Raw genomic sequence first — 22,487 nt, forward strand, 5'->3', positions numbered from 1 at the left:
CGGCGCCGCCCGCTCAGCCGGCGGCGTGCCCCGGCTCGACGTCGTCCACGTCGGCGAGGGTCAGCGGCGCGGTGCCCCCGCCCTCGCCGTCGTCGTCGCCCGTGCCGGCATCCCTGCGGACGGACACCGGCTCCAGCAGGTGCCCCACGTGGTCACCGAGCGGGATGCGCTCCAGCACCCGCCCGACGACGAGCCGCGGCGCGTCGGCCAGCAGCGGGACGCCGTGCGGCCCGGGCCGCCAGTCGCAACGGGCCAGCTTGTCCGTCTCGTCGCCCGTCTCCCCGCCGAACAGGGCGGCGAGAGGGTGGTCGCGCTCGCCGAGCACGTGCACCGCGAGCACGGGGGAGCCGGCCGCGACCCGGGTGGTGCGGTTCGCCACCGAGAGACACACGAGCAGCCGGGGCGGGTCGATGCTCGTCTGGGTCGCGAAACCGACCAGGCACCCGTCCCGCTCGTCGCCGTCGTGCGCGGTGACCACGAACAGCGGGTAGTCGAGGCCGTCCACGAACGCGTCGAACTCGTCGGTGGTCAGCGGGCGGCCGGTCTCGCCCCGGTCGGGGGCCACCGTGCCGCTCACGGGCGCGGCACGTTGCGCAGGTTGGCCCGCGCCATCGAGACGACCTCGCCCATGCCCCCGCCGAGCACCTCCTTGCTCATCGCCATCGCGAACCCGCGGACCTGCCCGGCGGTGATGTTCGGCGGGATCGACAGGGCGCGCGCGTCGGTGACCACGTCGATCAGCGCGGGTCCCGGTGCGGCCAGCATCCGCTCGAGCGTGGGGCGCACCTGCTTCGGGTCCTCGACCCGCACGGACGGGATGCCGATGGCCTGGGCCACGGCCGCGTAGTCGATCGACGGCGACTCGGTGCCGTACATGGGCAGGCCGTCCACCAGCATCTCCAGACGCACCATGCCCAGGGAGGCGTTGTCGAACAGCACCACCTTGACCGGCAGGTCGTACGCCTTGACCGTGACGAGCTCGCCCAGCAGCATCGACAGCCCGCCGTCACCGGCCATGGCGATGGTCTGGCGCTCCTGCCCGGCCGCGCGGGCGGCGGCGGCCACGCCGACGGCGTGCGGCAGCGCGTTCGCCATCGACCCGTGCAGGAACGAGCCGATGACGCGCCGGCGCCCGTTGGGGTGGATGTACCGGGCGGCCCACACGTTGCACATGCCGGTGTCCACGGTGAAGACGGCGTCCTCGGCGGCGACGTCGTCGAGGACGTCGGCGACGTACTCGGGGTGGATGGGCCGCATCTTCTCGACCTTCTTGGTGTACGCGCCCACCACGCCCTCCATGGCGCGCACGTGCTGCTTGCGCTTCTTGTCGAGGAACGAGCGGTCCTTCTTGCGCCGCACCATCGGCAGCAGGCGCCGCACCGTCTCGCCCACGTCGCCCACGACGGCCACGTCCAGGCGGGTGCGCCTGCCGAGGTGGGTGGGGTCGATGTCCACCTGGGCGGTGCGCACGTCCTCGGGCAGGAACTGGTCGTAGGGGAAGTCGGTGCCCAGCAGCAGCACCAGGTCCGCCTCGTGCAGGGCGTCGTGAGCGGCGCCGTAGCCGAGCAGGCCGGACATGCCGACGTCGAACGGGTTGTCGTACTGGATCCACTCCTTGCCGCGCAGCGAGTGGCCCACCGGCGCGGCGATCGCGTCGGCCAGCGCCAGCACGTCGTCGTGCGCGCCCCGCACGCCCGCACCCGCGAAGATCGTGACCTTCTTGGCGGCGTCGACGGCGTCGGCCAGCTCTCGCAGCGCGCCCTCGTCGGGCAGCACGCGCGGCGGCGCGGGCCGGAACGTGGCCGTCTTGACCATGTCGGGCGCGTCGTGGTCGGCCACGTCCCCGGGCAGCGTGATGACGGCGACGCCGTTCTGGCCGTAGGCGTGGTGGATGGCGGAGGCGAACACGCGGGGTGCCTGCTCGGCGCTCGAGACCATCTCCGAGTACACGGAGCACTCGTTGAAGAGCCGGTCGGGGTGGGTCTCCTGGAAGAACTGGGTGCCGATCTGGTTGCTGGGGATGTGGCTGGCGATGGCCAGCACGGGCACCCGGGAGCGGTTGGCGTCGTACAGGCCGTTGATGAGGTGCAGGTTGCCGGGGCCGCACGACCCGGCGCACACGGCCAGCGTGCCGGTGATCTCGGCGTCGGCGGCGGCGGCGAAGGCGGCGGCCTCCTCGTGCCGCACGTGGATCCACTCGATCCCGGGGCCGTCCCCCTCCTGGGAGCGCCGCACGGCGTCGACGACGGGGTTGAGGCTGTCCCCGACGATGCCGTAGATGCGGCGCACCCCGGCGTCGAGAAGCTGGCGCACGAGCAGGTCGGCGACGGTGGTGCCGCGTGTGGAGCGGGAGCCGAGTCCGAACACGGTGGGATTCCTCCTGGGGCGACGACTGGGCGACGACTGGGCGACGACGGTTCCCCTCGATCGTCAGCCCGCCCGGCCCCACCCGCAGTCCCGCGCGCCCCACGGAGCACGTCCCGGCGGCCGCGCAGGGCCCTGCGGCCCGGCTCCGCCGTGCTCAGACCTGGGTGACGTCCGTGGTCGCGATCGGCACCGGCCGGCCCTGTCGGCGCAGGGTGGGCAGCGCGACCAGCGCGAGCGCGGCGCACGCCCAGCCCGCGATCATCGCGACGAGGAACCCGGCGTGGGCGTCCACGGCATCGATGCGCAGCCCGGCGAGCCACGAGCCGAGGGCGGAGCCCACGCCGATCGACGTGCTCACCCAGGCCAGGCCCTCGGTGAGGCGGTGCGGCGGCACCAGGGCCTGCACCATGGCGTTGCCGTTGATCACGGTGGGGGCGATGGCCGAGCCGGTGAGGCACATGACCAGGGCGAGCACCCACAGGTTCCCGGCGGTGAAGAACAGGGAGACGCCGGCGGCCAGCACGAGGGTGCCGATCGTGAACCGGGTCGAGAGCGGGGACGTCCAGTGCTTGGCCCCGTAGGCGAGACCGGCCACGAGCGAGCCGAACGCGAACGCTGCGAGCACCAGGCCGGAGGCGCCCTTGCTGCCCTGCTCCTCCGCGAACGCCACGGTGGCCACGTCCACGGCGCCGAAGATGGTGCCCATCGCCACGAACACGAGGGCGAGCAGGGGCATGCCGGGCACGAAGATGGCCGAGGCGGGCCCGGGTGTGCTGACGGACCCGACGGCGACGCCGTGCTGCTGCGGGACGACCGGCGGCTCGGTGCGCCGCTGCAGCACGAACCACAGGCCGCCGGCGGTGCCGGTGACGACGGCGACGAGCAGCGCGGCCGAGGGGATGACGGCGGTGGCGAGCACCGTGGCCAGCACGGGTCCCACGATGTACACCAGCTCGTCCACGGACGACTCGAACGCGTACGCGGTGTGCAGGCGCCGCGGCTCGCGCACGGCGTACGACCAGCGGGCGCGCACGTAGGAGCCGTAGGAGCCCTGCGCACCACCGGCGAGGACGGCCAGCGTGTAGAGCACGGCCTCCGGGGCCCGCAGCGTCGCGGCCACCACGAGGCCGACCAGGCCCGTGGTCGAGAGCAGCAGCATGGGCAGCAGCACGCGCCGCTGCCCGGTCTTGTCCACCCACCGGGCCACCTGCGGCGAGACGATCGCCGTCGAGACCACCAGCACCGCCGAGACGGCGCCGGCGGTGGCGTACGAGCCGTAGAACGCCTGCACCATGAGCACGGTGCCGATGCCCACCATCGACATGGGCATGCGGGCGATGGCGCCGGCGGCGGAGAACATCGCTGCGCCGGGCGTGCGCAGGACGTCGAGGTACGGGTTGGTGGGCACCGCAGGATTCTGCCAGCGGGCGGCCCGCCGTGCGCTAGGTGCCGCGGTGTCTCACCCGCGTTACGTTGCCCACATGAGCGACCAGGGGTGGAGCCACGGCAGCCACGGCGGCGACGGCGCTGCGGCGGGCGGGCCGCCGGTGTGCGTCGTCGTCGACGTGCCGGACGAGTCCCGCTACGAGGCGCACGACCCGCAGGATGGCGAGGTCATGGGGTACCTGGAGTACCACCGCCGCGGCGACGTCGTCGTGATGCCGCACACCGTGACGCTGCCGCAGTTCCGGGGACGCGGGGTGGCGGCGGCGATGGCGGAGCGGGCGCTGGACGACGTCGCTGCCGCGGGCGGCACGGTCGAGCCCCTGTGCTGGTACGTCGCCGAGTACGTGGCGCGGCACGAGCGCTACCAGCGGCTGCTGGCACGGCCCTCGTGAGGCGCTGCGGGCGCGTGTGACGCGATCACCCGGGTGCCGGCTGGCCTCGGGCGCGCGGGCGCGCCACGATGGGGTCATGAGTGTGGTCCGACCGCAGGTGACCGTCAGCGACGACCCCGACCGCCCGGCGTTCCTCGCCCGGCTCGACGACGGCACGGAGGCCGGCGGCGCCTACTACCGTCGCCGTGGCGACGTCGTGATCTTCACCCACACCGAGGTCGACCCCGCCTACGAGGGGCAGGGCATCGGCACCCGGCTCGTGGCAGGAGCCCTCGCCCTCGTGCGCGAGGCTGGCGGCACCGTGGTGCCCCTGTGCCCGTTCGTGCGCGCCTGGATGGACCGGCACCCCGAGCACGACGACCTCCTGCACGCCCGCACCGACCTCGGCTCCCGCACCGCGGGCCCCGGCCCCGACCAGGCGAACCCGGCGCAGGCGGGGCAGGAGTGAGGGTCGAGCACGCCGACGTCGTCGTGGTCGGCGGCGGCGCCGCCGGGCTGAGCGCGGCGCTCGCGGCCCTCGAACGGTTCGCCGCCGCGGGGCGGGACGACGCCGTCGTCGCCCTCGTCTCCAAGGTGTACCCGATGCGGTCGCACACGGTCGCGGCCGAGGGCGGGGCGGCCGGGGTGCTGCCGCCCGCGCTGGGCGGGGACGCGGACGACTCCCTGGAGCAGCACGTCGCCGACACCCTGGCCGGCGGCGCGGGGCTCGCGCACGAGGACGCCGTCCGGTTCGTGGTCGAACGGGCCCCGCACGAGCTGGCGCGCCTGGAGCGGCTGGGGATGCCGTGGTCGCGCACGGCGGAGGGGCTGCCGGCGGTGCGCCGGTTCGGCGGCATGTCGCGCCCGCGCACCTGGTTCGCGGCCGACAAGACCGGGTTCCACCTGCTGCACACGCTCTTCCAGACGGCGCTGCGGCACGATGTCGCCCGCGCCGACGCCGGCACGGGCACCGGGGGTGGCGTCCGTCGCTACGACGAGCACGTCGTCCTCGACCTCCTCCACGACCCGGGACACCGGGTGGCCGGCGTCGTCGCCCACGACCAGCACCGTGGCGAGCCCCTCGCCGTCCTCGCCCCCGCCGTCGTCCTCGCCACCGGCGGCGCCGCCCGCGCCTGGGCGACGTCCACCAATGCCGGCATCGTCACCGGCGACGGCCTCGCCATGGCCCTGCGCGCCGGCCTGCCCCTGCGCGACATGGAGATGGTGCAGGTGCACCCCACCTGCCTGCCCGGCAGCGGAATCCTCCTCACCGAGGCCGCCCGCGGCGAGGGCGGCGTGCTGCTCGACGCCGACGGCCGCCGCTACCTGGCCGACTACGGCCTCGGCCCCGAGACACCGCTCGGTGCCCCCGAGCCGCGCCGCATGGAGCTCGGCCCCCGCGACAAGATCTCCCAGGCGTTCTGGCAGGCCGACCGCGACGGCCGCACCCTCCCGACGCCCGACGGCGGCGCCGTCCTGCTCGACCTGCGCCACCTCGGCCGCGACGTGCTGAGCGAGCGGCTGCCTCTCGTCGTCGGCCTCGCCAAGCGGTTCGCCGGCATCGACCCCGCTCAGGAACCCGTGCCCGTGCGCCCCGCCGCCCACTACACGATGGGCGGCGTCGTGACCGACCCGCGCGGGGCCGTGCTCGATGCCGACAGCGCCCCCGTGCCCGGCCTCTACGCCGCCGGGGAGTGCGCCTCCACCGGGCTGCACGGCGCCAACCGGCTCGGGTCCAACTCGCTGGTCGAGACGCTCGTCGTCGGGCGCGCCGCCGGGGAGGACGCCGCCTCCCACACCCTCGTGTCAGGACCCGCGCACGGGACACCTGGCTCCGGCTCCGGCACCACCGTGGCGACCGAGCAGGCACGGGCGCTCGCCGACCGGTGGCTGTCGATGCGCGGGCGCGGCAGCGAGCCGCCGGCCGTGATCCGGCGAGAGCTCGGCCGCGTGCTCGACGCCGACGTCGGGATCTACCGCGACGCCGACGGCCTCGCGCAGGCGCAGGCCGCCGTCGAGGACCTGAGCGCGCGCTACGCCGACGTGCGCGTGGCCGACACCGCCGCCGCCTTCAACACCGACTGGCTGCAGGCCCTCGAGCTGGGCGCGATGCTGGACGTGGCGCGCGCCGTCGTGGCCGGCGCACGCGCCCGCACCGAGTCGCGCGGAGCCCACCAGCGCCTCGACCACCCCGGCACCGACGACGTCGCCCGGCACACGCTCGCCACCGCGGCGCCCGGAGGGGGCGTGCAGGTGCGTCTCGAGCCCGTCACCGCCTCCGGAGGAGCACGATGAGCGAGAACCCCGCCGACGGCGCGCCCACCGTCCGCGTCACCGTCACCCGCCAGGAACCCGGGCAGGAGCCGCGCGACGAGACGTTCGAGGTCCCCTACACCGACCGCACCTCCGTGCTCGACGCCCTCGACTGGATCAAGGACCACGTCGACCCCTCCCTGACGTTCCGCTGGTCGTGCCGCATGGCGGTCTGCGGGTCCTGCGGCGTGATGGTCAACGGGCGGCCGGTGCTCGGGTGCGAGACCTTCGTGTCCGGCTACCGCACCTCCGGCATCACCGTGGGTCCGCTCGCGCACGCCGAGGTGCAGCGCGACCTCGTCGTCGACACCGACGGGTTCCTCGACAGGCTGCGCTCGCTCTCGCCGTGGCTGGTGCCGGGCGGGGAGGCGGCGACGCAGAGCGCCCCCGCCGCGGGGTCGAGCCCGCAGGGCGCCGACGCCGACGCCGACGCTGACGCTGGCGCCGACGCCGTCGCTGACGCCGGGAGCGTGCAGGGCGCCGACGCCCACGTCGGGGGCGCGCCCGCGGCACCGGTAGGCGTCCCGGCCCTCGACCTGCTCGCCGTCCACAGCCAGACGCCCGGCGAGGTGGACGCCTACCGGGGCTTCGCCCAGTGCATCGACTGCATGCTCTGCTACGCCGCCTGCCCGGTGCTCGACGCCGTGCCGGGGTTCGTCGGCCCGGCGGCGATCGCGACGGCCCGCCGCTGGGACACCGACTCCCGCGACGGCGGGGACGCGCTGCGCATGGCGGCGATGGCGGAGAACGAGGAGGGCATCTGGCCCTGCGCCCAGATCGGGGCGTGCACGCGGGCGTGCCCCAAGGGCGTGGACCCGGCCCGGGCGATCCGGGACGCGCAACGCATCGCGATGGGCGGCTGACGGCGCTCGCTGCCAGCGTGCGGCGCTCGGTGCGGAGTGCGGAGAGAGAGGTCCCCGGTTCGGCAGCTTGAGCGGCCGAACCGGAGACCTCCTGCCGAACAGGGCCGAGACTCAGGCCAGCGCGTCTCCCACCACGTCCTTCGCCGCCGCCTGCACCTGCTCCAGGTGCTCGGCCGAGACGAACGACTCGGCGTAGATCTTGTAGACGTCCTCCGTGCCGGACGGGCGCGCGGCGAACCAGGCGTCCGGCGTCGTCACCTTGAGCCCACCGATCTTGGCGCCGTTGCCAGGCGCCTCGGTCAGCTTCGCGGTGACGTCCTGGCCGGCCAGCGTGGTCGAGGCGACCTGCTCGGGGGACAGGGCCGCGAGCTTGGCCTTCTCCTCGCGGGACGCGGCCGCGTCGACCCGGGCGTACCAGCTCTCGCCGTACCTCCCGACGAGCTCGCGGTGGTGCTCCGACGGCGACTTCCCGGTGGTCGCGATGATCTCCGAGGCGAGCAGCGCGAGCAGCAGGCCGTCCTTGTCCGTGGACCACACGCTGCCGTCACGGCGCAGGAACGACGCCCCCGCCGACTCCTCGCCCCCGAAGCCCACCGAGCCGTCCAGCAGGCCGGGCACGAACCACTTGAAGCCCACCGGCACCTCGACCAGGCGGCGGCCCAGCCCCTCGGCCACCCGGTCGATGAGCGCGGAGGACACGAGGGTCTTGCCGATCGCGGCGTCGGCCGCCCACTGCGGTCGCGCCCCGCCGTACAGGTACTGGATCGCCACGGCCAGGTAGTGGTTGGGGTTCATCAGGCCGTCGGGCGTGACGATGCCGTGCCGGTCGGAGTCGGCGTCGTTCCCCGTGGCGACGTCGAACGGGGCGGCGCCGCCCTCCCCGGTCATGCGGGCCACGAGCGAGGCCATGGCGTACGGGGAGGAGCAGTCCATGCGGATCTTGCCGTCCCAGTCGAGCGTCATGAACGCCCAGCGCGGGTCCACCTGCGGGTTGACGACGGTGAGGTCGAGCCCGTGCCGCTCCGCGATCGCACCCCAGTACTCGACCGATGCACCCCCGAGCGGGTCGGCGCCGATGCGCACGCCCGCCGACCGGATGGCGTCCAGGTCGATGACGTTGGGCAGGTCGTCCACGTAGGTGGTCAGGTAGTCGTGCCGCCGGGTGGTCTCCGCGGCGAGCGCCTGCTCCAGCGGTACCCGCCTCACCTGGGCGATGCCGCCGCGCAGGATCTCGTTCGCGCGGTCCGCGATCCACTTCGTCGCGTCGGAGTCGGCAGGGCCGCCGTGGGGCGGGTTGTACTTGAAACCGCCGTCGCGCGGCGGGTTGTGCGACGGCGTGACCACGATGCCGTCCGCCAGGCCCGGGCCGGAGGTGCGCACGTCCTCCTGGGTGCCGGCCCCGTTGTGCAGCAGGATCGACTGGCTCACCGCAGGCGTGGGGGTGTACGAGTCGCGGGCGTCGATCATCACCGTGACGCCGTTCGCCGCCAGCACCTCCAGCGCCGACTGCCACGCCGGCAGCGACAGCGCGTGCGTGTCCCGGCCGATGAACAAGGGCCCGTCGGTGCCCTGCGCGGCGCGGTACTCCACGATCGCCTGCGTGATGGCGACGATGTGCGCCTCGTTGAAGGCGTGGTCCAGCGACGAGCCGCGGTGGCCGGAGGTGCCGAACACGACCTGCTGCGCCGGGTCCTCCGGATCCGGGGTCAGGTCGTAGTAGGCACCGACGACGGCGTCGACGTCGATGAGGTCCTCAGGAAGTGCGGGCTGACCAGCGCGAGGGTGCATGTGTCGATCCTGCCAGGGGAGCGCGCCGGTAGCACGGGCGGGTGAGCCGGGGCCGACAGCGACTCTCGCATCATTCGTGATGAACATATGATGCAGGCATGCGTACCACGGTAGACCTGCCTCCCGCCGTGCATCGGCGCGCCAAGGCGATCGCCGAGCGCCGAGGTGCGTCCCTGTCTTCGGTCGTCGCGGACCTAGTCGTCCGGGGGCTCGCCCAGCTCGACGAGCCGGTCGCGGTGGTGACGGACCCCGTCTCGGGTTTCCCGGCGATCAGCCTGGGTCGGCGCATCACCTCCGACGAGGTGGCCGAGCTGCTTGACGACGAGTGAGCGGCGGGCGCACAGGGCGCCCGCCGCTCATCCCGGCTTGCCGCCGGGACCACTGATGCGTCGCCTGCGACGTCGTTGCAACGTCTGGGCTCATCCCGCGGGCGGGACGTGCCCATTGTAGAGTTGACAACTCTCGGAACAGACGATGCAATGAGCTTATTACAGTGATTTGCGGAACGAAGGGGGCGTGGTGGGTGCACATCTGCTGGACGCCAACGTGCTCATCGCGCTCACCCTGGTCGAGCACGAGCACCACGAGGCAGCGCGGCGGTGGGTCGCCGGCGTCGACACCGTGGCCATCTGCCCTGTCGTGGAGGGGGCCTTGGTGCGGGCGCTCGTTCGTCTGGGCGAGCCACCCGCGGTGGTGGCTTCGATCCTCGGCCAGGTCCGAGCACGGCCGGGCTGCGAGTTCTGGCCCGACGACGTCTCGTACGCCGACGTAGACCTGTCGGGTCTCCAGGGGCATCGGCAGGTCACGGATGCGTACCTCGTCGCCCTGGCCTCAGCGCACGGTGGCGTGCTGGCGACCTTCGACAAGGCGTTGGCCAAGCGCGCGGGTCCGGGGGCGATCCTGATCCCTACGTCGTACGGCCTCTGAGGGGGAACGGGTGGAGGTCGGGAGGAGAGTGATGAGCAGCGTTGCCGTCAGTGGGGCACTCAGCGAGCAGGCTCGCACGGTCTGGGCCAAGAGCTGGCCGATGCACGGCCGGGAGATCGAGAGCTGGCTCCCGCTGTGGCAGCACCTGCACGACGCCGCCGGGATCGCGGGGCGGCTGTGGGACGAGTGGCTCCCGCCGATCGTGACGCGCCAGATCGCAGAGGCCGCAGGGGGCGACGAGGCCGGCCGGGCCCTGCTGTCGTTCCTGGCGGGCGTCCACGACGTCGGCAAGGCGACTCCGGCGTTCGCCGTCCAGGTGGGCGTGCTCCGGGACGAGCTGGTGAAGTCCGGCCTGGAGATGCCGCAGGTGCTGCCGGATCGCGCACAGCGGCCGCACGGTCTCGCGGGCCAGGTGATCGTCGAGGCGTGGCTGGAGTCGCGGTTCGGGTGGAGCACCGGGCAGGCGAGGGCGCTCGCGTCGGTGGTCGGGGGGCACCACGGGATCCCGCCGTCGACGGCGGAGGCGGACGATGCCCGGACCCCGTCCCACAAGAACGCCGAGCTGCTGGGGGCCGGGCCGTGGCGAGGCGTGCAGGCCGAGCTGCTGGACCACATGGCGGCGAGGACCGGGGCGGCGGAGCGCCTGGGGCAGCAGGGGTGGCGCTCGTTGCCGCGGTCGGTGCTGGTGCTGGCTCTGTCGGTGGTGGTGGTCGCTGACTGGTTGGCCTCGAACCGGGAGCTGTTCCCGTTGGCGTCTGCGGAGGACCGTCCGCTGGCTCAGCCGGACGGGGACGACGAGGCGCGGCTGCGGGTGGCCTGGGCTGCCGTGGACCTGCCGAGGCCGTGGAGCCCGGCGCAGGTGGAGCTGGCGGCCGACGAGCTGTTGCGAGCCCGGTTCGAGCTGCCGGGGGAGGTCGAGGCTCGGCCGGTGCAGCGGGCTGCTGTCGCGGCGGCGCGGGAGATGGACGCGGCGGGGATCTTGGTGGTCGAGGCGCCGATGGGTGAGGGCAAGACGGAGGCGGCCATGCTGGCTGCCGAGGTGCTCGCCGCGCGCACGGGGGCTGGTGGGGTGCTGGTGGCGCTGCCGACGCAGGCGACGTCTGACGCGATGTTCGCCCGGGTGATGCGTTGGGTCGCCTCGCAGCCGCGAACCTATGACGGGGGCGACATCGTGCGCGACGGCGCGTACGGGGAAGGTGGGGACCGCCGCGCCGTCTTCCTGGCGCACGACAAGGCGTGGCTGAACCCGGACTTCGCGGCGGTGCCCCGTGCCACGCCGGTGCTCGACGTCGGCCGCGACGAGGAGGCACCGGTCGCCGGGGCGCGGGCTGGCGCGGGCGGGGCGTACGTGGACGGCTGGATGCGTGGGCGCCGCAAGGGGGTTCTGGCGGACTTCGTCGTGGGCACGATCGACCAGGTGCTCTTCGGGGCGCTGAAGTCCCGGCACGTGGCGCTGCGGCACCTGGCGCTGGCGCGCAAGGTGGTGGTGCTGGACGAGATCCACTCCTTCGACACGTACATGAACGAGTACCTGGAGCGCGCCCTGGAGTGGTTGGGGGCGTACGGGGTGCCGGTGGTGGCGTTGTCGGCCACGCTCCCGGCATCGTTGTGCGACCGGCTGGTCCAGGCGTATGCGAAGGGAGCAGACTCGCGAGCACCTCTCCCCTCCGCGGGCGGGCAGCGCCCACGCCGGTCCCGCTGGGGGTCTCCTGCAGCGGCCGGCGCTCGGACCGTTGCCGCGGAGACCGCCGTGGTACCGACGGCGGATCCTCCGCCGTCGTCCGTCCTGACCTACCTCAAGGACGGTCAGCCGCAGCGGGTCGTGCCCGAGCCGTCGTCGCGGGTGTCGACCGTCCGGCTGGAGGTCGCTGCGGAGGACGCGTGGCAGGCCCTCCTGCGCGAGGCGCTCGCCGACGGCGGGTGTGCCCTGGTGGTGCGCAACACGGTGGGCCGTGCACAGGACACCTACCGGGAGCTGCGTGACCTGTATGCCGGGGACGGCGAGACGACCGTCATGCTGCTGCACTCCCGGTTCCTGGCCTCGGACCGCAAGCGGCGTGAGGCCGAGCTCGTGCGGCTGCTGGGCAAGCCGACGGCGGAAGGGGACCCGCGCCCGCACCGGCTCGTCGTGGTGGGCACCCAGGTGGTGGAGCAGAGTCTCGACATCGACGTGGACCTCCTGGTGACCGACCTGGCTCCGACGGACCTGCTGCTCCAGCGCATCGGTCGGCTGCACCGGCACCAGGAACGTCCGGCGCGCACGCGCCCGGAGCGTGTGCGCGAGCCGCGCACCGTCGTCGTCGGGGTCGAGGACTGGGTGGCGCAGCCGCCGGTGCCGGTGAGGGGCAGCAGCGCGGTCTACGGGGATCATCTGCTGCTGCGTGCCGCGGCGCAGGTGCTCGACGTCGTGCAGGGCTCCGGAACGCTCCGGCTGCCGCAGGACATCGCCCCCCTGGTGCAGCAGGCGTACGACGACGGCCTGCCGCTCGGCCCGGAGGAGTGGCAGCCGGCGATGCGCAAGGCGCGGGTCGCGCAGGGCGACGTCCGGGAGGTGCAGCGTGCGCGGGCGCGTGCCTTCCAGCTGCCGGGGCCAGGAGCTGGGAGCAGAGGCCTGGCCGGGTGGCTGGACGGGAGCGTGGGGGAGGCGGACGTCGTCGGGGCACGTGCCCAGGTGCGCGACAGCGAGGACTCGATCGAGGTGATCGTGGTGCAGGCGGACGGTGCGGACCAGTGGCGCGTCCCGGACTGGTTCGACGGGGAGGTCGCGGGGGCCCAGGTGCCTCGGGGTGAAATCCCGTCGCTGCCGCTCCGCCGTGCGATCGCGGGCGCTACCGTGCGGCTACCTGCATCGATGTCCCGTGGACGTGGTGGGGACGCGGTGATCGACCACCTGGAGAGGCTTGCCGTGGAGCTGGACCTGGAGGCGTGGCAGCGTTCGCCCGACCTGGCCGGACAGCTGGTGCTGCCGCTCGACGACGAGCGGCGGGCCCGCATCCCGGGATGGGCGCTGACGTACGACCGGGAGACCGGACTGAGCGCGGAGCGCCTCGCATGAGCGAGCAGCTGCTGGGTGCCGAACCGTTCTTCAACCTCGTGGACGAGGGCTGGGTCCCGGTGCTGGACACGGCCGGTCGGTCCCGGGAGGTCTCTTTGCGCGAGGCGTTCCACCAGGCGGACGAGATCGTGACCCTCACGGGGGAGCTGCCCACCCAGTCGGTGGCGCTGCTGCGCCTGCTGCTGGCGGTGCTGCACCGTGCGACGGACGGGCCCCGGCAGGTCGGGCACTGGGCCGACGTCCGGGACGACTGGGGCGGGACGCTCGAGGCGGTCGACGGCTATCTCGACCACTTTCACGACCGCTTCTGGCTCCAGCACCCGGAGCAGCCGTTCATGCAGGTGCCCGACCTGCGCACCGCGAAGGACGAGGTGTTCGGGCTCTCACGCATCGTGTGCGACGGGCCGGGGACCTCGACGTTCCTGACCACCCGGGTCGGTGCGGACCTCGACACCGCCACCTGGCCGGAGGCGGCTCGCTGGCTGCTGCACGCCCACGCCTACGACGTCTCGGGCATCCACTCGGGAGGAGTCGGTGACCCCCGGGTCAAGGGAGGCAAGGGCTACGGCATCGGGACCGGCTGGGCCGGCCAGATCGGTGCGATCCACCTCGTGGGCGAGACTCTCCGCGACACGCTGCTGCTCAACCTCCTGGCCCCGGACGCCGTCGGCATGCAGATCGACGTCGACGCCGACCTGCCGGTGTGGGAGCGGGCGCCGCTCACGGTGCTGCCCGAGGGCTGGCACCCCGACGACGATTCCGGGCGGAGCTACCGGCAGCCCACCGGCCCGGTGGACCTGTACACCTGGCCCACGCGCCGCATCCGGCTGTTCGGCACCCGCGAGCGCGCCACCGGCGTGATCAACGCCCAGGGGGACCGGGCCACGCCCCAGAACCGGTTCACCGTGGAGTCCATGACGGCTTGGCGGTACTCGGAGCCCCAGACCAAGGCCGCCGGCCAGGTCACGTACATGCCGCTCAAGCACGACGCGGCACGCTCCTTCTGGCGAGGGCTCGAAGCGCTCCTCCCGCACACCAGCCGCCCCGTCAAGCCTGGCGGCCCGGACCGGCGCAGGCCGCCGGCGCTCGCGGCCTGGGTCGCGGAGCTGCGCACCGACGGTCACCTCGACGACCGCCTGCTGCGGTGGCGGGCCGTGGGGATCGAGTACGGCTCCAACGAGTCGGTGTTCGACGAGATCGTGGCGGACGAGATCGTGCTCCCGGTCGCGCTGCTCGCGGACCGCGTGCTGGCGCAGGAGGCGGTGGACGCCGTCGACGCGGCGGAGAAGGCCGTCTACGCGCTCGGGAGCCTGGCGCAGAACGTCGCCCTGGCCGCGGGGGGCTCTCCCGAGTCGGACGGGCCTCGGGAGCAGGTATCCGTCCGCGCGTACGCGGCACTCGACCAGGAGTTCCGACGCTGGGTGCCCACCCTCACCGCGAGCGCTGACGCCGCCGAGCGGCGGGCCTCGTGGCACCGCACGGTGCTGCGCCTGGTGAGCTCGCTCGCCGACGAGGTGGTCGACGCCGCGGGGCCCGCGGCTCTGGTGGGCCGGACGTCGGGCGGGCAGTTCCGCGACGCCGGTCTCGCGCTGCACTGGTTCCGCAAGAGGGTGCGCGAGGTCCTTCCGCACGCCCGTCCGACCGGCCGCTCCGGGCCGGAGACCGAGGAGGCCGCATGAGCGAGTCCACGACCGTCGCTGCCGAGGAGACGGTGCCGCCGTCCGCCCGGGTCCGGGAGCTGGTGGCTCGCCGTGCGGCCTCGCTCCAGGCGAAGCTCCACAGCGACAGCAGGAGTGCCGTCGCGCAGGCGCGCCGGGACCTGGCCCGTCTGCGTGCGGGCGTGGGGCGGGCACCGGGGGCAGACCCCACGACGTGGGCGCTCACCGTCGACGGGGTGCCTGGTGTGCCCGACGGCGACGCCCCGACGCCGCAGGAGCGGGCGGTGCACCTGGCGATGACGTTGTTCGGTGCCCACCAGCAGTCCCGTGAGGAAGGTATGCACCGCCCGGGCGTCGGCGTCGGCCAGGCGGTCGCGCGCCTCGAGCGCAAGACGGGTGGCCAGGAGCAGGAGGGCCCCTCGCCGGTGCGCCGCCGGTTCGACGCCATGATCACCAGCGGCAGCCTCACCGAGCTCGCCCACCACCTGCGCGGCCTGGTGCAGCGGATGCGCGCGGAGGGCGAGGGCCTCGACTACGGGATGCTCGCCGAGGACCTCCTGCAGTTCCAGCGGCCGGGCCGTGCCGACGACGTCCGGCGCCGCTGGGCCCGCCAGTACTACCGTCTCGACCGCTCCGAGGCGGCCGACGATCAGACCACCACCCCCGAGAGCACCCCCGAGACCACTGCCGAGGAGCACCCGTGAGCCGCACCATCGTGGACGTCCACCTGCTGCAGACCGTCCCGCCGAGCAACCTCAACCGTGACGACAACGGCTCGCCGAAGACGGCGACGTACGGCGGCGTGCGCCGGGCCCGGGTGTCGTCCCAGGCGTGGAAGCGGGCCACCCGTGAGGCGTTCAAGGACCACCTGGACAGCAGCGAGCTCGGCGTGCGCACCAAGCGGGTCGTGGAGCTGATCGCGGAGCGAATCCTGACTCAGGGCGCCGACCTCACCCGTGAGGAGGCGCTCGCGGCGGCGGAGACGGTGCTCAAGGAGGCGGGGATCGCCGTCAAGGAGCCGCGGGGTAATAAGGGCGCCCCGGCCGAGTCGGGCTACCTGCTTTTCCTCTCCGCCCAGCAGCGCGACGCTCTCGCGGAGCTGGCGGCGGAGGCTGCGGCGTCGGGCGAGAAGCCGGACAAGAAGGCGGCGCAGGCCCTGATCAAGGGCAAGAACTCGATCGACCTCGCGCTCTTCGGGCGGATGGTCGCCGACGTCACGGACCTCAACGTGGACGCCTCGTGCCAGGTGGCGCACGCGCTGTCGACCCACGTGGTGGAGACGGAGTACGACTACTTCACGGCGGTGGACGACCACAAGGCGGACGACGCCGAGGAGGACGCGGGCGCCGGCATGATCGGCACGGTGGAGTTCAACTCCGCCACGCTGTACCGCTACGCCACCATCGACGTCGACCTGCTCGCCAAGAACCTGGGTGACGTCGAGGCCGCCGAGCGTGCGGTTCGTGCGTTCCTCCAGGCGTTCGTGCGTTCGATGCCCACGGGCAAGCAGAACACGTTCGCCAACCGCACCCTGCCCGACGCCGTCGTGGTGAGCGTCCGCGAGGACCAGCCGGTCTCCTATGTCGGGGCGTTCGAGGAGGCGGTCACCGAGACGCTCGACGGCGGCCGGGTGCGCCGCTCGGCGCAGAAGCTCGCCGAGCACGCCCGCAGCGTGACGGAGGCCTACGGCGGGGAGCCGGTCAAGACCTGGGTCGTGGGCGTCGGTGCGGCGGGCGAGCCGCTCGAGGCGCTCGGGGAGCGGACATCGTTCGACGACGCCGTCGCGTCCGTGGCCTCCCTGGTCGCGGAGCGTCTGGCGGCGGGTGCCGCCACCTCCGCATGAGCACGCTCCTGCTGCGCCTGGCCGGCCCCATGCAGGCATGGGGAGGGTCCTCACGCTTCACGCGCAGGTCCACCGACCACGCCCCCACCAAGAGCGGCGTGGTCGGCCTGCTGGCGGCGGCGCGAGGGCTGCGGCGGACCGACCCGCTCGAGGAGCTGCTGACCCTGCGGTTCGGTGTGCGGATCGACCAGCCGGGGCGGGTCGAGCGTGACTTCCAGACGGCGCGGACGGCGGACGGCTCGAGGGCCTTCCCGCTGACGGAGCGGTTCTACCTGACGGACGCGACGTTCGTGGCGGCCGTCGAGGGCGACGACTCCCTCATCGCCGCCCTCGACGAGGCCCTGCGGCGTCCCGTCTTCCCCCTGTACCTGGGCAGGCGCTCGTGCCCACCCGCCGGGCGCCTCAACCTCGGCGTGGTCCACACCGACCTGTGGACGGCCCTGACGGACCTTGAGACCACCGAGTGGCAGGCCGCACGCTGGTGGAAGATCAAGCAGGGCAAGAACCTGGAGCTTGAGATGCTCCTGGACGCCGAGGCGGTGCCCGCGGACGTGCCGGACGCCGACCGGACCCCCTTCACGCAGAAGGACACCCCCATCAGCTACGACCCACGGCTGAGGCAGTACGGCCTGCGGCAGGTCGTCCGGACGGCGATCGCGATCTCCAACCCCGACGGTCGGGACCTCGCGCACGATCCCATGGCGCTGCTCGGAGGGGCCTGATGCACCTGTCACGAATCCAGATCAATCCCGCGCGGCGCGGAGGGCGCACCCTCCTGGGGTCACCGCAGGCCATGCACGCCGCGGTGCTGGCCGCCTTCCCGCAGCCCGACGACGAGCGTGGCCGTGTGCTGTGGCGCGTCGACCGGGACGCCCACCAGCACTGGCTGTACGTGGTGAGCCGCCCCGCCCCCGACTTCGCCCACGTCGTCGAGCAGGCGGGATGGCCGACGACGCAGGGCGGTGACGAGGCGTGGACCGTGCGACCGTACGGACCGCTCTTGGATCGCCTCGCCGACGGTCAGGTGTGGGCCTTCCGTCTCACGGCCAACCCGACCCGGTCCAGCCGGGCCACCGAGGTGGTGGCCGGGATCCCGCAGGTGCCTGCCGGGTCGCCTCCCGGCGGCCGGTCCAAGCGGTACGCGCACGTGACCGTCGCGCAGCAGCAGGACTGGCTGCTCGACCGCGCGGAGCGTTGGGGCTTCGAGGTGCCCGAGAAGGACGGCGTGCCCGACGTCGTCGTCCGTGACCGGCGCACCGAGCGCTTCAACCGCAAGGGAGCGACCGTCACCATCGCCAAGGCGACCTTCGACGGCATCCTCCGGGTCACCGACGCGCACGCCCTGCGCACGGCTCTGGTGGCAGGGATGGGGCCGGCCAAGGGGTACGGCTGCGGCCTGCTGACGCTCGCACCGGTGGGCTGAGCCCATGATCCCGGGGGCGCGGCCACCGTCGGTGCCCGAGCTCGTCCGCGCGCAGGACCGGCTCACGTTCCTCTACCTGGAACGGTGCGTCGTCTCCCGGGACGCCAGCGCCATCACCGCGACGGACGAGCGCGGCACCGTGCACGTGCCCGCCGCGACCCTCGGCGCGCTCCTTCTCGGCCCCGGGACGAACGTGACCCACCAGGCGATGGTGCTGCTCGCCGAGAGCGGATCCACCGTCGTCTGGATCGGTGAGAGGGGCGTGCGCTACTACGCGCACGGACGCTCCCTGGCACGCTCCTCCCGCCTGCTCGAGGCCCAGGCCAACCTGGTGACACGACGCGACTCGCGCCTCGCCGTGGCCCGCAAGATGTACGAGATGCGGTTCCCCGACGAGGACGTCGCCGCGCTGACCATGCAGCAGCTCCGCGGGCGGGAAGGGGCCCGGGTGCGACGCGCTTATCGCGAGGAGTCCCGGCGCACAGGGGTCCCCTGGACTGGGCGGGACTACCGCCCGGACGACTTCGCGGCGTCGGACCCCGTGAACCAGGCGCTCTCCGGGGCCACCACGTGCCTGTACGGGCTTGCCCACTCCGTCATCGTCGCGCTGGGCTGCTCGCCGGGGCTCGGGTTCGTCCACACCGGGCACGAGCGGTCGTTCGTGTACGACGTCGCGGACCTGTACAAGGCCGAGCTCGCCATCCCGGTGGCGTTCGAGGCGGCGGCTCTCGATCTGACGGACATCAGCGGCCACGTGCGCCGGCAGATGCGGGACAGGATGTTCGAGACGCGGCTGCTCGAACGGTGCGTCCGAGACGTGCGCTGGTTGCTCCTGGGCGACAGCGACGAAGATGCCGCCACCGGGGCGGAGGACTGGGCTGACGTGGTCATGCTGTGGGACGGCCGGGACGGCACCGTCGCAGGTGGCACCTCTTACAGCACCGCCCAGGCGCTGGACGTCGACTGGTGATAGTCGTCGTCCTCTCGGTGACCCCTGAGAAGCTGCGCGGAGAGCTCACCAGGTGGCTTCTCGAGATCAGCGCCGGCGTCTACGTAGGTCACCTGCCCGCCCGCGTCCGCGAGATGTTGTGGCTACGGGTCGTCGAGGACGTCGGTCGTGGGCGGGCGCTGATGGTCTGGTCGACACGAGGCGAGCAGCGCCTCGCCTTCCGCGTCCACAACCACGCATGGGCTGTGGAGGACTTCGACGGTCTTGCACTGGTGCGCCGTCAGACGGCCGAGTCCCGGGAGCTCGCCCGTCGAAGGAGCCAGCCTGCCCGTGCTGGAGACGCCACAGGCGCTGGGCTGGACGAAGAGCAGAGACGCCGTGGCGGCGCGTGGAGCTTGGCCGGGCGCCGACGGCGGTACCGCAACGCCGTCGAGCGACGCCGGGATAGTGGTCCACCCAGCGAGGAGACTCCGTCCCCGGAGTGAAGGTGGATCGCTCTGCCTGGCGGTAAAGTCCCAGGTCAAGAAGTGTGCTCCCCGCATGAGCGGGGATGAGCCGCCAGCCGAGCACCGCCCCCGCACCGTCCGTGTAGTGCTCCCCGCATGAGCGGGGATGAGCCCTGTCCAGCCGTGAACGCCTGCTCCGGGTCGTAGTGCTCCCCGCATGAGCGGGGATGAGCCCCTCGCCGCGACACACCTGGGCGGTGAGGGCCGGTGCTCCCCGCATGAGCGGGGATGAGCCGTTCACCCTCGCGGGCATTCCCGGGCGTCGGTGGTGCTCCCCGCATGAGCGGGGATGAGCCCTCGTTCGAGTCCGTCGCGTCGGGGTTGTTCGTGTGCTCCCCGCATGAGCGGGGATGAGCCTGAGCCCAGCCCCGTGCGCCCAGCCGTAGAAGGCGTGCTCCCCGCATGAGCGGGGATGAGCCCGCGCCCGCACACCCGCTCGGCAAGGACCCGATGTGCTCCCCGCATGAGCGGGGATGAGCCCTCGGAGACGTCAACGTCAACCATCAGGCCACCGTGCTCCCCGCATGAGCGGGGATGAGCCCGGGACCATCGGGACGATCTACCTGTCCCGGTCGTGCTCCCCGCATGAGCGGGGATGAGCCCAAGGTGGAGTGGATGCCCGCCGAGCTCGCGGGGTGCTCCCCGCATGAGCGGGGATGAGCCCGCGATCAGCTGGGCGCCGCGGGCGTACAGGCCGTGCTCCCCGCATGAGCGGGGATGAGCCGATCGATCCGAGCCCGCCGGCGACCACCTTGAGGTGCTCCCCGCATGAGCGGGGATGAGCCGGCGAACGACAACGCATCCGTGACGATCGGGGGGTGCTCCCCGCATGAGCGGGGATGAGCCCTTGGACCGCTACGCCGACGCCCTGGACCGGGAGTGCTCCCCGCATGAGCGGGGATGAGCCCAGGTGTGCGAGCCCCTTGCGGACCTCGACCGCGTGCTCCCCGCATGAGCGGGGATGAGCCCCCCGCTGCCCCGACCACGGCACGACGACCCCGTGCTCCCCGCATGAGCGGGGATGAGCCGACGAACCTCGTCGACTGGGGCAAGCGCATGGTGGTGCTCCCCGCATGAGCGGGGATGAGCCCTGCCCGTTGGGCTCCGCACCGAGGAGCTGCCGGTGCTCCCCGCATGAGCGGGGATGAGCCCGGGCTCCAGGCCTCCCGCAACCGCACCAAGCCGTGCTCCCCGCATGAGCGGGGATGAGCCCGAGGCGTCGGCGGCCGCCGACGCACTCAGGGAGTGCTCCCCGCATGAGCGGGGATGAGCCGGAGCGCGGGCACTCCACGGCGACCGTGCGCAGGTGCTCCCCGCATGAGCGGGGATGAGCCCGTCGATGGTCGGCATCAGCGAGCCCCCTCCCGGTGCTCCCCGCATGAGCGGGGATGAGCCGCGCTGCGCCAGGCGCGGCACCACGAGCTTCGCGTGCTCCCCGCATGAGCGGGGATGAGCCGCGCGCGGCATCCTGCTCGCTGCTGAATGTCTCGTGCTCCCCGCATGAGCGGGGATGAGCCGCCTGTGGACGCGCTGCTGTCCAACATCGGGGGGTGCTCCCCGCCTGAGCGGGGATGAGCCCTCGATCACCGTCACGTCGCAGGTGGTCGAAGGGTGCTCCCCGCCTGAGCGGGGATGAGCCGACGCACACCCTCACGACGGCGGAGATGCCCGCGTGCTCCCCGCCTGAGCGGGGATGAGCCCCCACGAGGTACTGGGACGCTGGCCGGCGCGACAGTGCTCCCCGCCTGAGCGGGGATGAGCCGACCTCACCTCGTGGCGCGAGAAGGACCCCATCGTGCTCCCCGCCTGAGCGGGGATGAGCCCCAGGCACCGATCGAGAAGCGGGCGGTGGGCAGGTGCTCCCCGCCTGAGCGGGGATGAGCCGCGGCTGGCGGACCGCCTGCGCCCTGCGCGCACGTGCTCCCCGCCTGAGCGGGGATGAGCCCGGCCTCCTCAACGCCGACCTCGCCTCGACCGAGTGCTCCCCGCCTGAGCGGGGATGAGCCCCAGCTGCGGTCGTGGGTCTCGACGTCGACCGAGTGCTCCCCGCCTGAGCGGGGATGAGCCCGCCGCGCAAGACCGGCGGCGCGAGGCCCGCAAGTGCTCCCCGCCTGAGCGGGGATGAGCCGGGGTGCCGCCCTGTCAGGTTGGGAAGCCACCGGCGCTCCCCGCCTGAGCGGGGATGAGCCGTACGTCATCTACGCCCGGCGCATCTGGACGCCGTGCTCCCCGCCTGAGCGGGGATGAGCCGCCTGCCGCCGGCGGCTCGATGCCCCGCGACTTGTGCTCCCCGCCTGAGCGGGGATGAGCCGATCGGGTTCGCCGAGTTCGAGCAGGCCATGACGTGCTCCCCGCCTGAGCGGGGATGAGCCGACGTTGCGGCCGATCCAGTCCCACCCCGCCCTGTGCTCCCCGCCTGAGCGGGGATGAGCCGGCTGCGGCAGATGCGACGTCGTCGATCTGGCCGTGCTCCCCGCCTGAGCGGGGATGAGCCCTACAACCCCGCAACCGGCGTGGGCGACCCGTCGTGCTCCCCGCCTGAGCGGGGATGAGCCTTACTTCCAGGCTCGCGTGAATCCGGACGGCACGTGCTCCCCGCCTGAGCGGGGATGAGCCGTCGCGCGGCCTGGTCGAGCCGGTGTGGGAGTCGTGCTCCCCGCCTGAGCGGGGATGAGCCCTTCTTCCAGGCGTCGCCCTCCAGGCCCTTGGCGTGCTCCCCGCCTGAGCGGGGATGAGCCGGTCGTCAACCTCCGAGCCGAGGAGATCGTCGGGTGCTCCCCGCCTGAGCGGGGATGAGCCCGTGACCAGCGCGTTCTCCAATGGCGGGCTGTCGTGCTCCCCGCCTGAGCGGGGATGAGCCCAGCGGGAAGGCCAGGCCGCCACGGTCGACGGCGTGCTCCCCGCCTGAGCGGGGATGAGCCCGGCTTGTCGACCGTCAGGAAGCGGTCCAGCAGGTGCTCCCCGCATGAGCGGGGATG

18 protein-coding genes and 1 CRISPR repeat array (1 of these 19 cut by a window edge) are annotated in these 22,487 nt (G+C 73.3%); of the genes, 14 read left to right on the forward strand and 4 right to left on the reverse strand.

What is annotated here, in order from left to right:
- Window positions 1–13: 13 nt before the first annotated feature.
- The 3 genes from DNL40_RS15165 to DNL40_RS15175 all read right to left on the reverse strand — a co-directional run bounded on the left by DNL40_RS15165 (window position 14) and on the right by DNL40_RS15175 (window position 3,775).
- On the reverse strand, window positions 14–577 hold the full coding sequence (locus DNL40_RS15165; RefSeq protein WP_218926081.1) for a flavin reductase family protein: 564 nt from the start codon (window positions 575–577) through the stop codon (window positions 14–16).
- On the reverse strand, window positions 574–2,367 hold the full coding sequence (locus DNL40_RS15170) for a pyruvate dehydrogenase (protein WP_111252101.1): 1,794 nt from the start codon (window positions 2,365–2,367) through the stop codon (window positions 574–576). The genes DNL40_RS15165 and DNL40_RS15170 overlap by 4 nt, the downstream gene beginning before the upstream one ends.
- Window positions 2,368–2,521: 154 nt before the next feature.
- Window positions 2,522–3,775 (reverse strand): MFS transporter, encoded by a 1,254-nt coding sequence (locus DNL40_RS15175; protein WP_218926082.1) that lies wholly within the window; start codon window positions 3,773–3,775, stop codon window positions 2,522–2,524.
- A gap of 73 nt (window positions 3,776–3,848) precedes the next feature.
- Between DNL40_RS15175 and DNL40_RS15180 the strand changes: the two genes are divergently transcribed.
- From DNL40_RS15180 to DNL40_RS15195, 4 genes are all read left to right on the forward strand, one after another.
- Window positions 3,849–4,205, forward strand: coding sequence for a GNAT family N-acetyltransferase (locus DNL40_RS15180; protein WP_179951101.1), 357 nt, complete (start codon window positions 3,849–3,851; stop codon window positions 4,203–4,205).
- A 76-nt stretch (window positions 4,206–4,281) separates the two neighbouring features.
- Window positions 4,282–4,653, forward strand: coding sequence for a GNAT family N-acetyltransferase (locus tag DNL40_RS15185; protein ID WP_111252104.1), 372 nt, complete (start codon window positions 4,282–4,284; stop codon window positions 4,651–4,653).
- Window positions 4,650–6,479, forward strand: coding sequence for an FAD-binding protein (locus tag DNL40_RS15190; RefSeq protein ID WP_179951102.1), 1,830 nt, complete (start codon window positions 4,650–4,652; stop codon window positions 6,477–6,479). Before DNL40_RS15185 ends, DNL40_RS15190 begins: the two co-directional genes overlap by 4 nt.
- Window positions 6,476–7,360, forward strand: a complete 885-nt coding sequence (locus DNL40_RS15195) for a succinate dehydrogenase/fumarate reductase iron-sulfur subunit (protein ID WP_111252106.1) — start codon at window positions 6,476–6,478, stop codon at window positions 7,358–7,360. Before DNL40_RS15190 ends, DNL40_RS15195 begins: the two co-directional genes overlap by 4 nt.
- Window positions 7,361–7,471: 111 nt before the next feature.
- Here the strand turns inward: DNL40_RS15195 and pgm are convergent, their stop codons facing one another.
- Window positions 7,472–9,148: a phosphoglucomutase (alpha-D-glucose-1,6-bisphosphate-dependent) gene (gene pgm / locus DNL40_RS15200; protein ID WP_111252107.1), complete on the reverse strand. Its 1,677-nt coding sequence runs from the start codon at window positions 9,146–9,148 to the stop codon at window positions 7,472–7,474.
- Between the two features lie 98 nt (window positions 9,149–9,246).
- Between pgm and DNL40_RS15205 the strand changes: the two genes are divergently transcribed.
- The 10 genes from DNL40_RS15205 to cas2e all read left to right on the forward strand — a co-directional run bounded on the left by DNL40_RS15205 (window position 9,247) and on the right by cas2e (window position 19,488).
- A complete protein-coding gene (locus tag DNL40_RS15205; RefSeq protein ID WP_111252108.1) occupies window positions 9,247–9,477 on the forward strand; it encodes a hypothetical protein in 231 nt (76 codons plus the stop codon).
- A 187-nt stretch (window positions 9,478–9,664) separates the two neighbouring features.
- Window positions 9,665–10,075, forward strand: coding sequence for a TA system VapC family ribonuclease toxin (locus DNL40_RS15210; RefSeq protein ID WP_245885981.1), 411 nt, complete (start codon window positions 9,665–9,667; stop codon window positions 10,073–10,075).
- A 31-nt stretch (window positions 10,076–10,106) separates the two neighbouring features.
- Window positions 10,107–13,130, forward strand: a complete 3,024-nt coding sequence (gene cas3 / locus DNL40_RS15215) for a CRISPR-associated helicase Cas3' (protein ID WP_111252109.1) — start codon at window positions 10,107–10,109, stop codon at window positions 13,128–13,130.
- Window positions 13,127–14,809 (forward strand): type I-E CRISPR-associated protein Cse1/CasA, encoded by a 1,683-nt coding sequence (gene casA / locus DNL40_RS15220; protein WP_179951103.1) that lies wholly within the window; start codon window positions 13,127–13,129, stop codon window positions 14,807–14,809. The genes cas3 and casA overlap by 4 nt, the downstream gene beginning before the upstream one ends.
- Window positions 14,806–15,492, forward strand: coding sequence for a type I-E CRISPR-associated protein Cse2/CasB (casB, locus tag DNL40_RS15225; RefSeq protein WP_111252110.1), 687 nt, complete (start codon window positions 14,806–14,808; stop codon window positions 15,490–15,492). The genes casA and casB overlap by 4 nt, the downstream gene beginning before the upstream one ends.
- Window positions 15,489–16,631, forward strand: a complete 1,143-nt coding sequence (gene cas7e / locus DNL40_RS15230; RefSeq protein ID WP_111252111.1) for a type I-E CRISPR-associated protein Cas7/Cse4/CasC — start codon at window positions 15,489–15,491, stop codon at window positions 16,629–16,631. The genes casB and cas7e overlap by 4 nt, the downstream gene beginning before the upstream one ends.
- The gene (gene cas5e / locus DNL40_RS15235; protein WP_111252112.1) at window positions 16,628–17,353 is read left to right on the forward strand and encodes a type I-E CRISPR-associated protein Cas5/CasD; all 726 of its coding nucleotides are present in this window, start codon (window positions 16,628–16,630) and stop codon (window positions 17,351–17,353) included. The genes cas7e and cas5e overlap by 4 nt, the downstream gene beginning before the upstream one ends.
- Window positions 17,353–18,054 carry a type I-E CRISPR-associated protein Cas6/Cse3/CasE gene (cas6e, locus tag DNL40_RS15240; protein WP_111252113.1) on the forward strand — a complete coding sequence of 234 codons (702 nt, stop codon included), beginning with the start codon at window positions 17,353–17,355 and terminating at the stop codon, window positions 18,052–18,054. The genes cas5e and cas6e overlap by 1 nt, the downstream gene beginning before the upstream one ends.
- Before the next feature lie 4 nt (window positions 18,055–18,058).
- A complete protein-coding gene (cas1e, locus tag DNL40_RS15245; RefSeq protein ID WP_111252114.1) occupies window positions 18,059–19,024 on the forward strand; it encodes a type I-E CRISPR-associated endonuclease Cas1e in 966 nt (321 codons plus the stop codon).
- A complete protein-coding gene (gene cas2e / locus DNL40_RS15250; protein WP_111252115.1) occupies window positions 19,021–19,488 on the forward strand; it encodes a type I-E CRISPR-associated endoribonuclease Cas2e in 468 nt (155 codons plus the stop codon). The genes cas1e and cas2e overlap by 4 nt, the downstream gene beginning before the upstream one ends.
- Before the next feature lie 44 nt (window positions 19,489–19,532).
- A CRISPR array of direct repeats spans window positions 19,533–22,487; the repeat unit is 28 nt; unit sequence GTGCTCCCCGCATGAGCGGGGATGAGCC; it runs 126 nt beyond the window's last position.

Source organism: Xylanimonas oleitrophica (assembly GCF_003244315.1).
In the GTDB taxonomy this organism is placed as follows: domain Bacteria; phylum Actinomycetota; class Actinomycetes; order Actinomycetales; family Cellulomonadaceae; genus Xylanimonas_A; species Xylanimonas_A oleitrophica.

Coding starts and splice junctions, on each gene's coding strand:
- DNL40_RS15180 (WP_179951101.1), top strand. CDS start 3,849: ATGAGCGACCAGGGGTGGAGCCACGGCAGCCACGGCGGCGACGGCGCT.
- DNL40_RS15185 (WP_111252104.1), top strand. CDS start 4,282: ATGAGTGTGGTCCGACCGCAGGTGACCGTCAGCGACGACCCCGACCGC.
- DNL40_RS15195 (WP_111252106.1), top strand. CDS start 6,476: ATGAGCGAGAACCCCGCCGACGGCGCGCCCACCGTCCGCGTCACCGTC.
- pgm (WP_111252107.1), bottom strand. CDS start 9,148: ATGCACCCTCGCGCTGGTCAGCCCGCACTTCCTGAGGACCTCATCGAC.
- DNL40_RS15205 (WP_111252108.1), top strand. CDS start 9,247: ATGCGTACCACGGTAGACCTGCCTCCCGCCGTGCATCGGCGCGCCAAG.
- cas3 (WP_111252109.1), top strand. CDS start 10,107: ATGAGCAGCGTTGCCGTCAGTGGGGCACTCAGCGAGCAGGCTCGCACG.
- casA (WP_179951103.1), top strand. CDS start 13,127: ATGAGCGAGCAGCTGCTGGGTGCCGAACCGTTCTTCAACCTCGTGGAC.
- casB (WP_111252110.1), top strand. CDS start 14,806: ATGAGCGAGTCCACGACCGTCGCTGCCGAGGAGACGGTGCCGCCGTCC.
- cas5e (WP_111252112.1), top strand. CDS start 16,628: ATGAGCACGCTCCTGCTGCGCCTGGCCGGCCCCATGCAGGCATGGGGA.
- cas6e (WP_111252113.1), top strand. CDS start 17,353: ATGCACCTGTCACGAATCCAGATCAATCCCGCGCGGCGCGGAGGGCGC.
- cas1e (WP_111252114.1), top strand. CDS start 18,059: ATGATCCCGGGGGCGCGGCCACCGTCGGTGCCCGAGCTCGTCCGCGCG.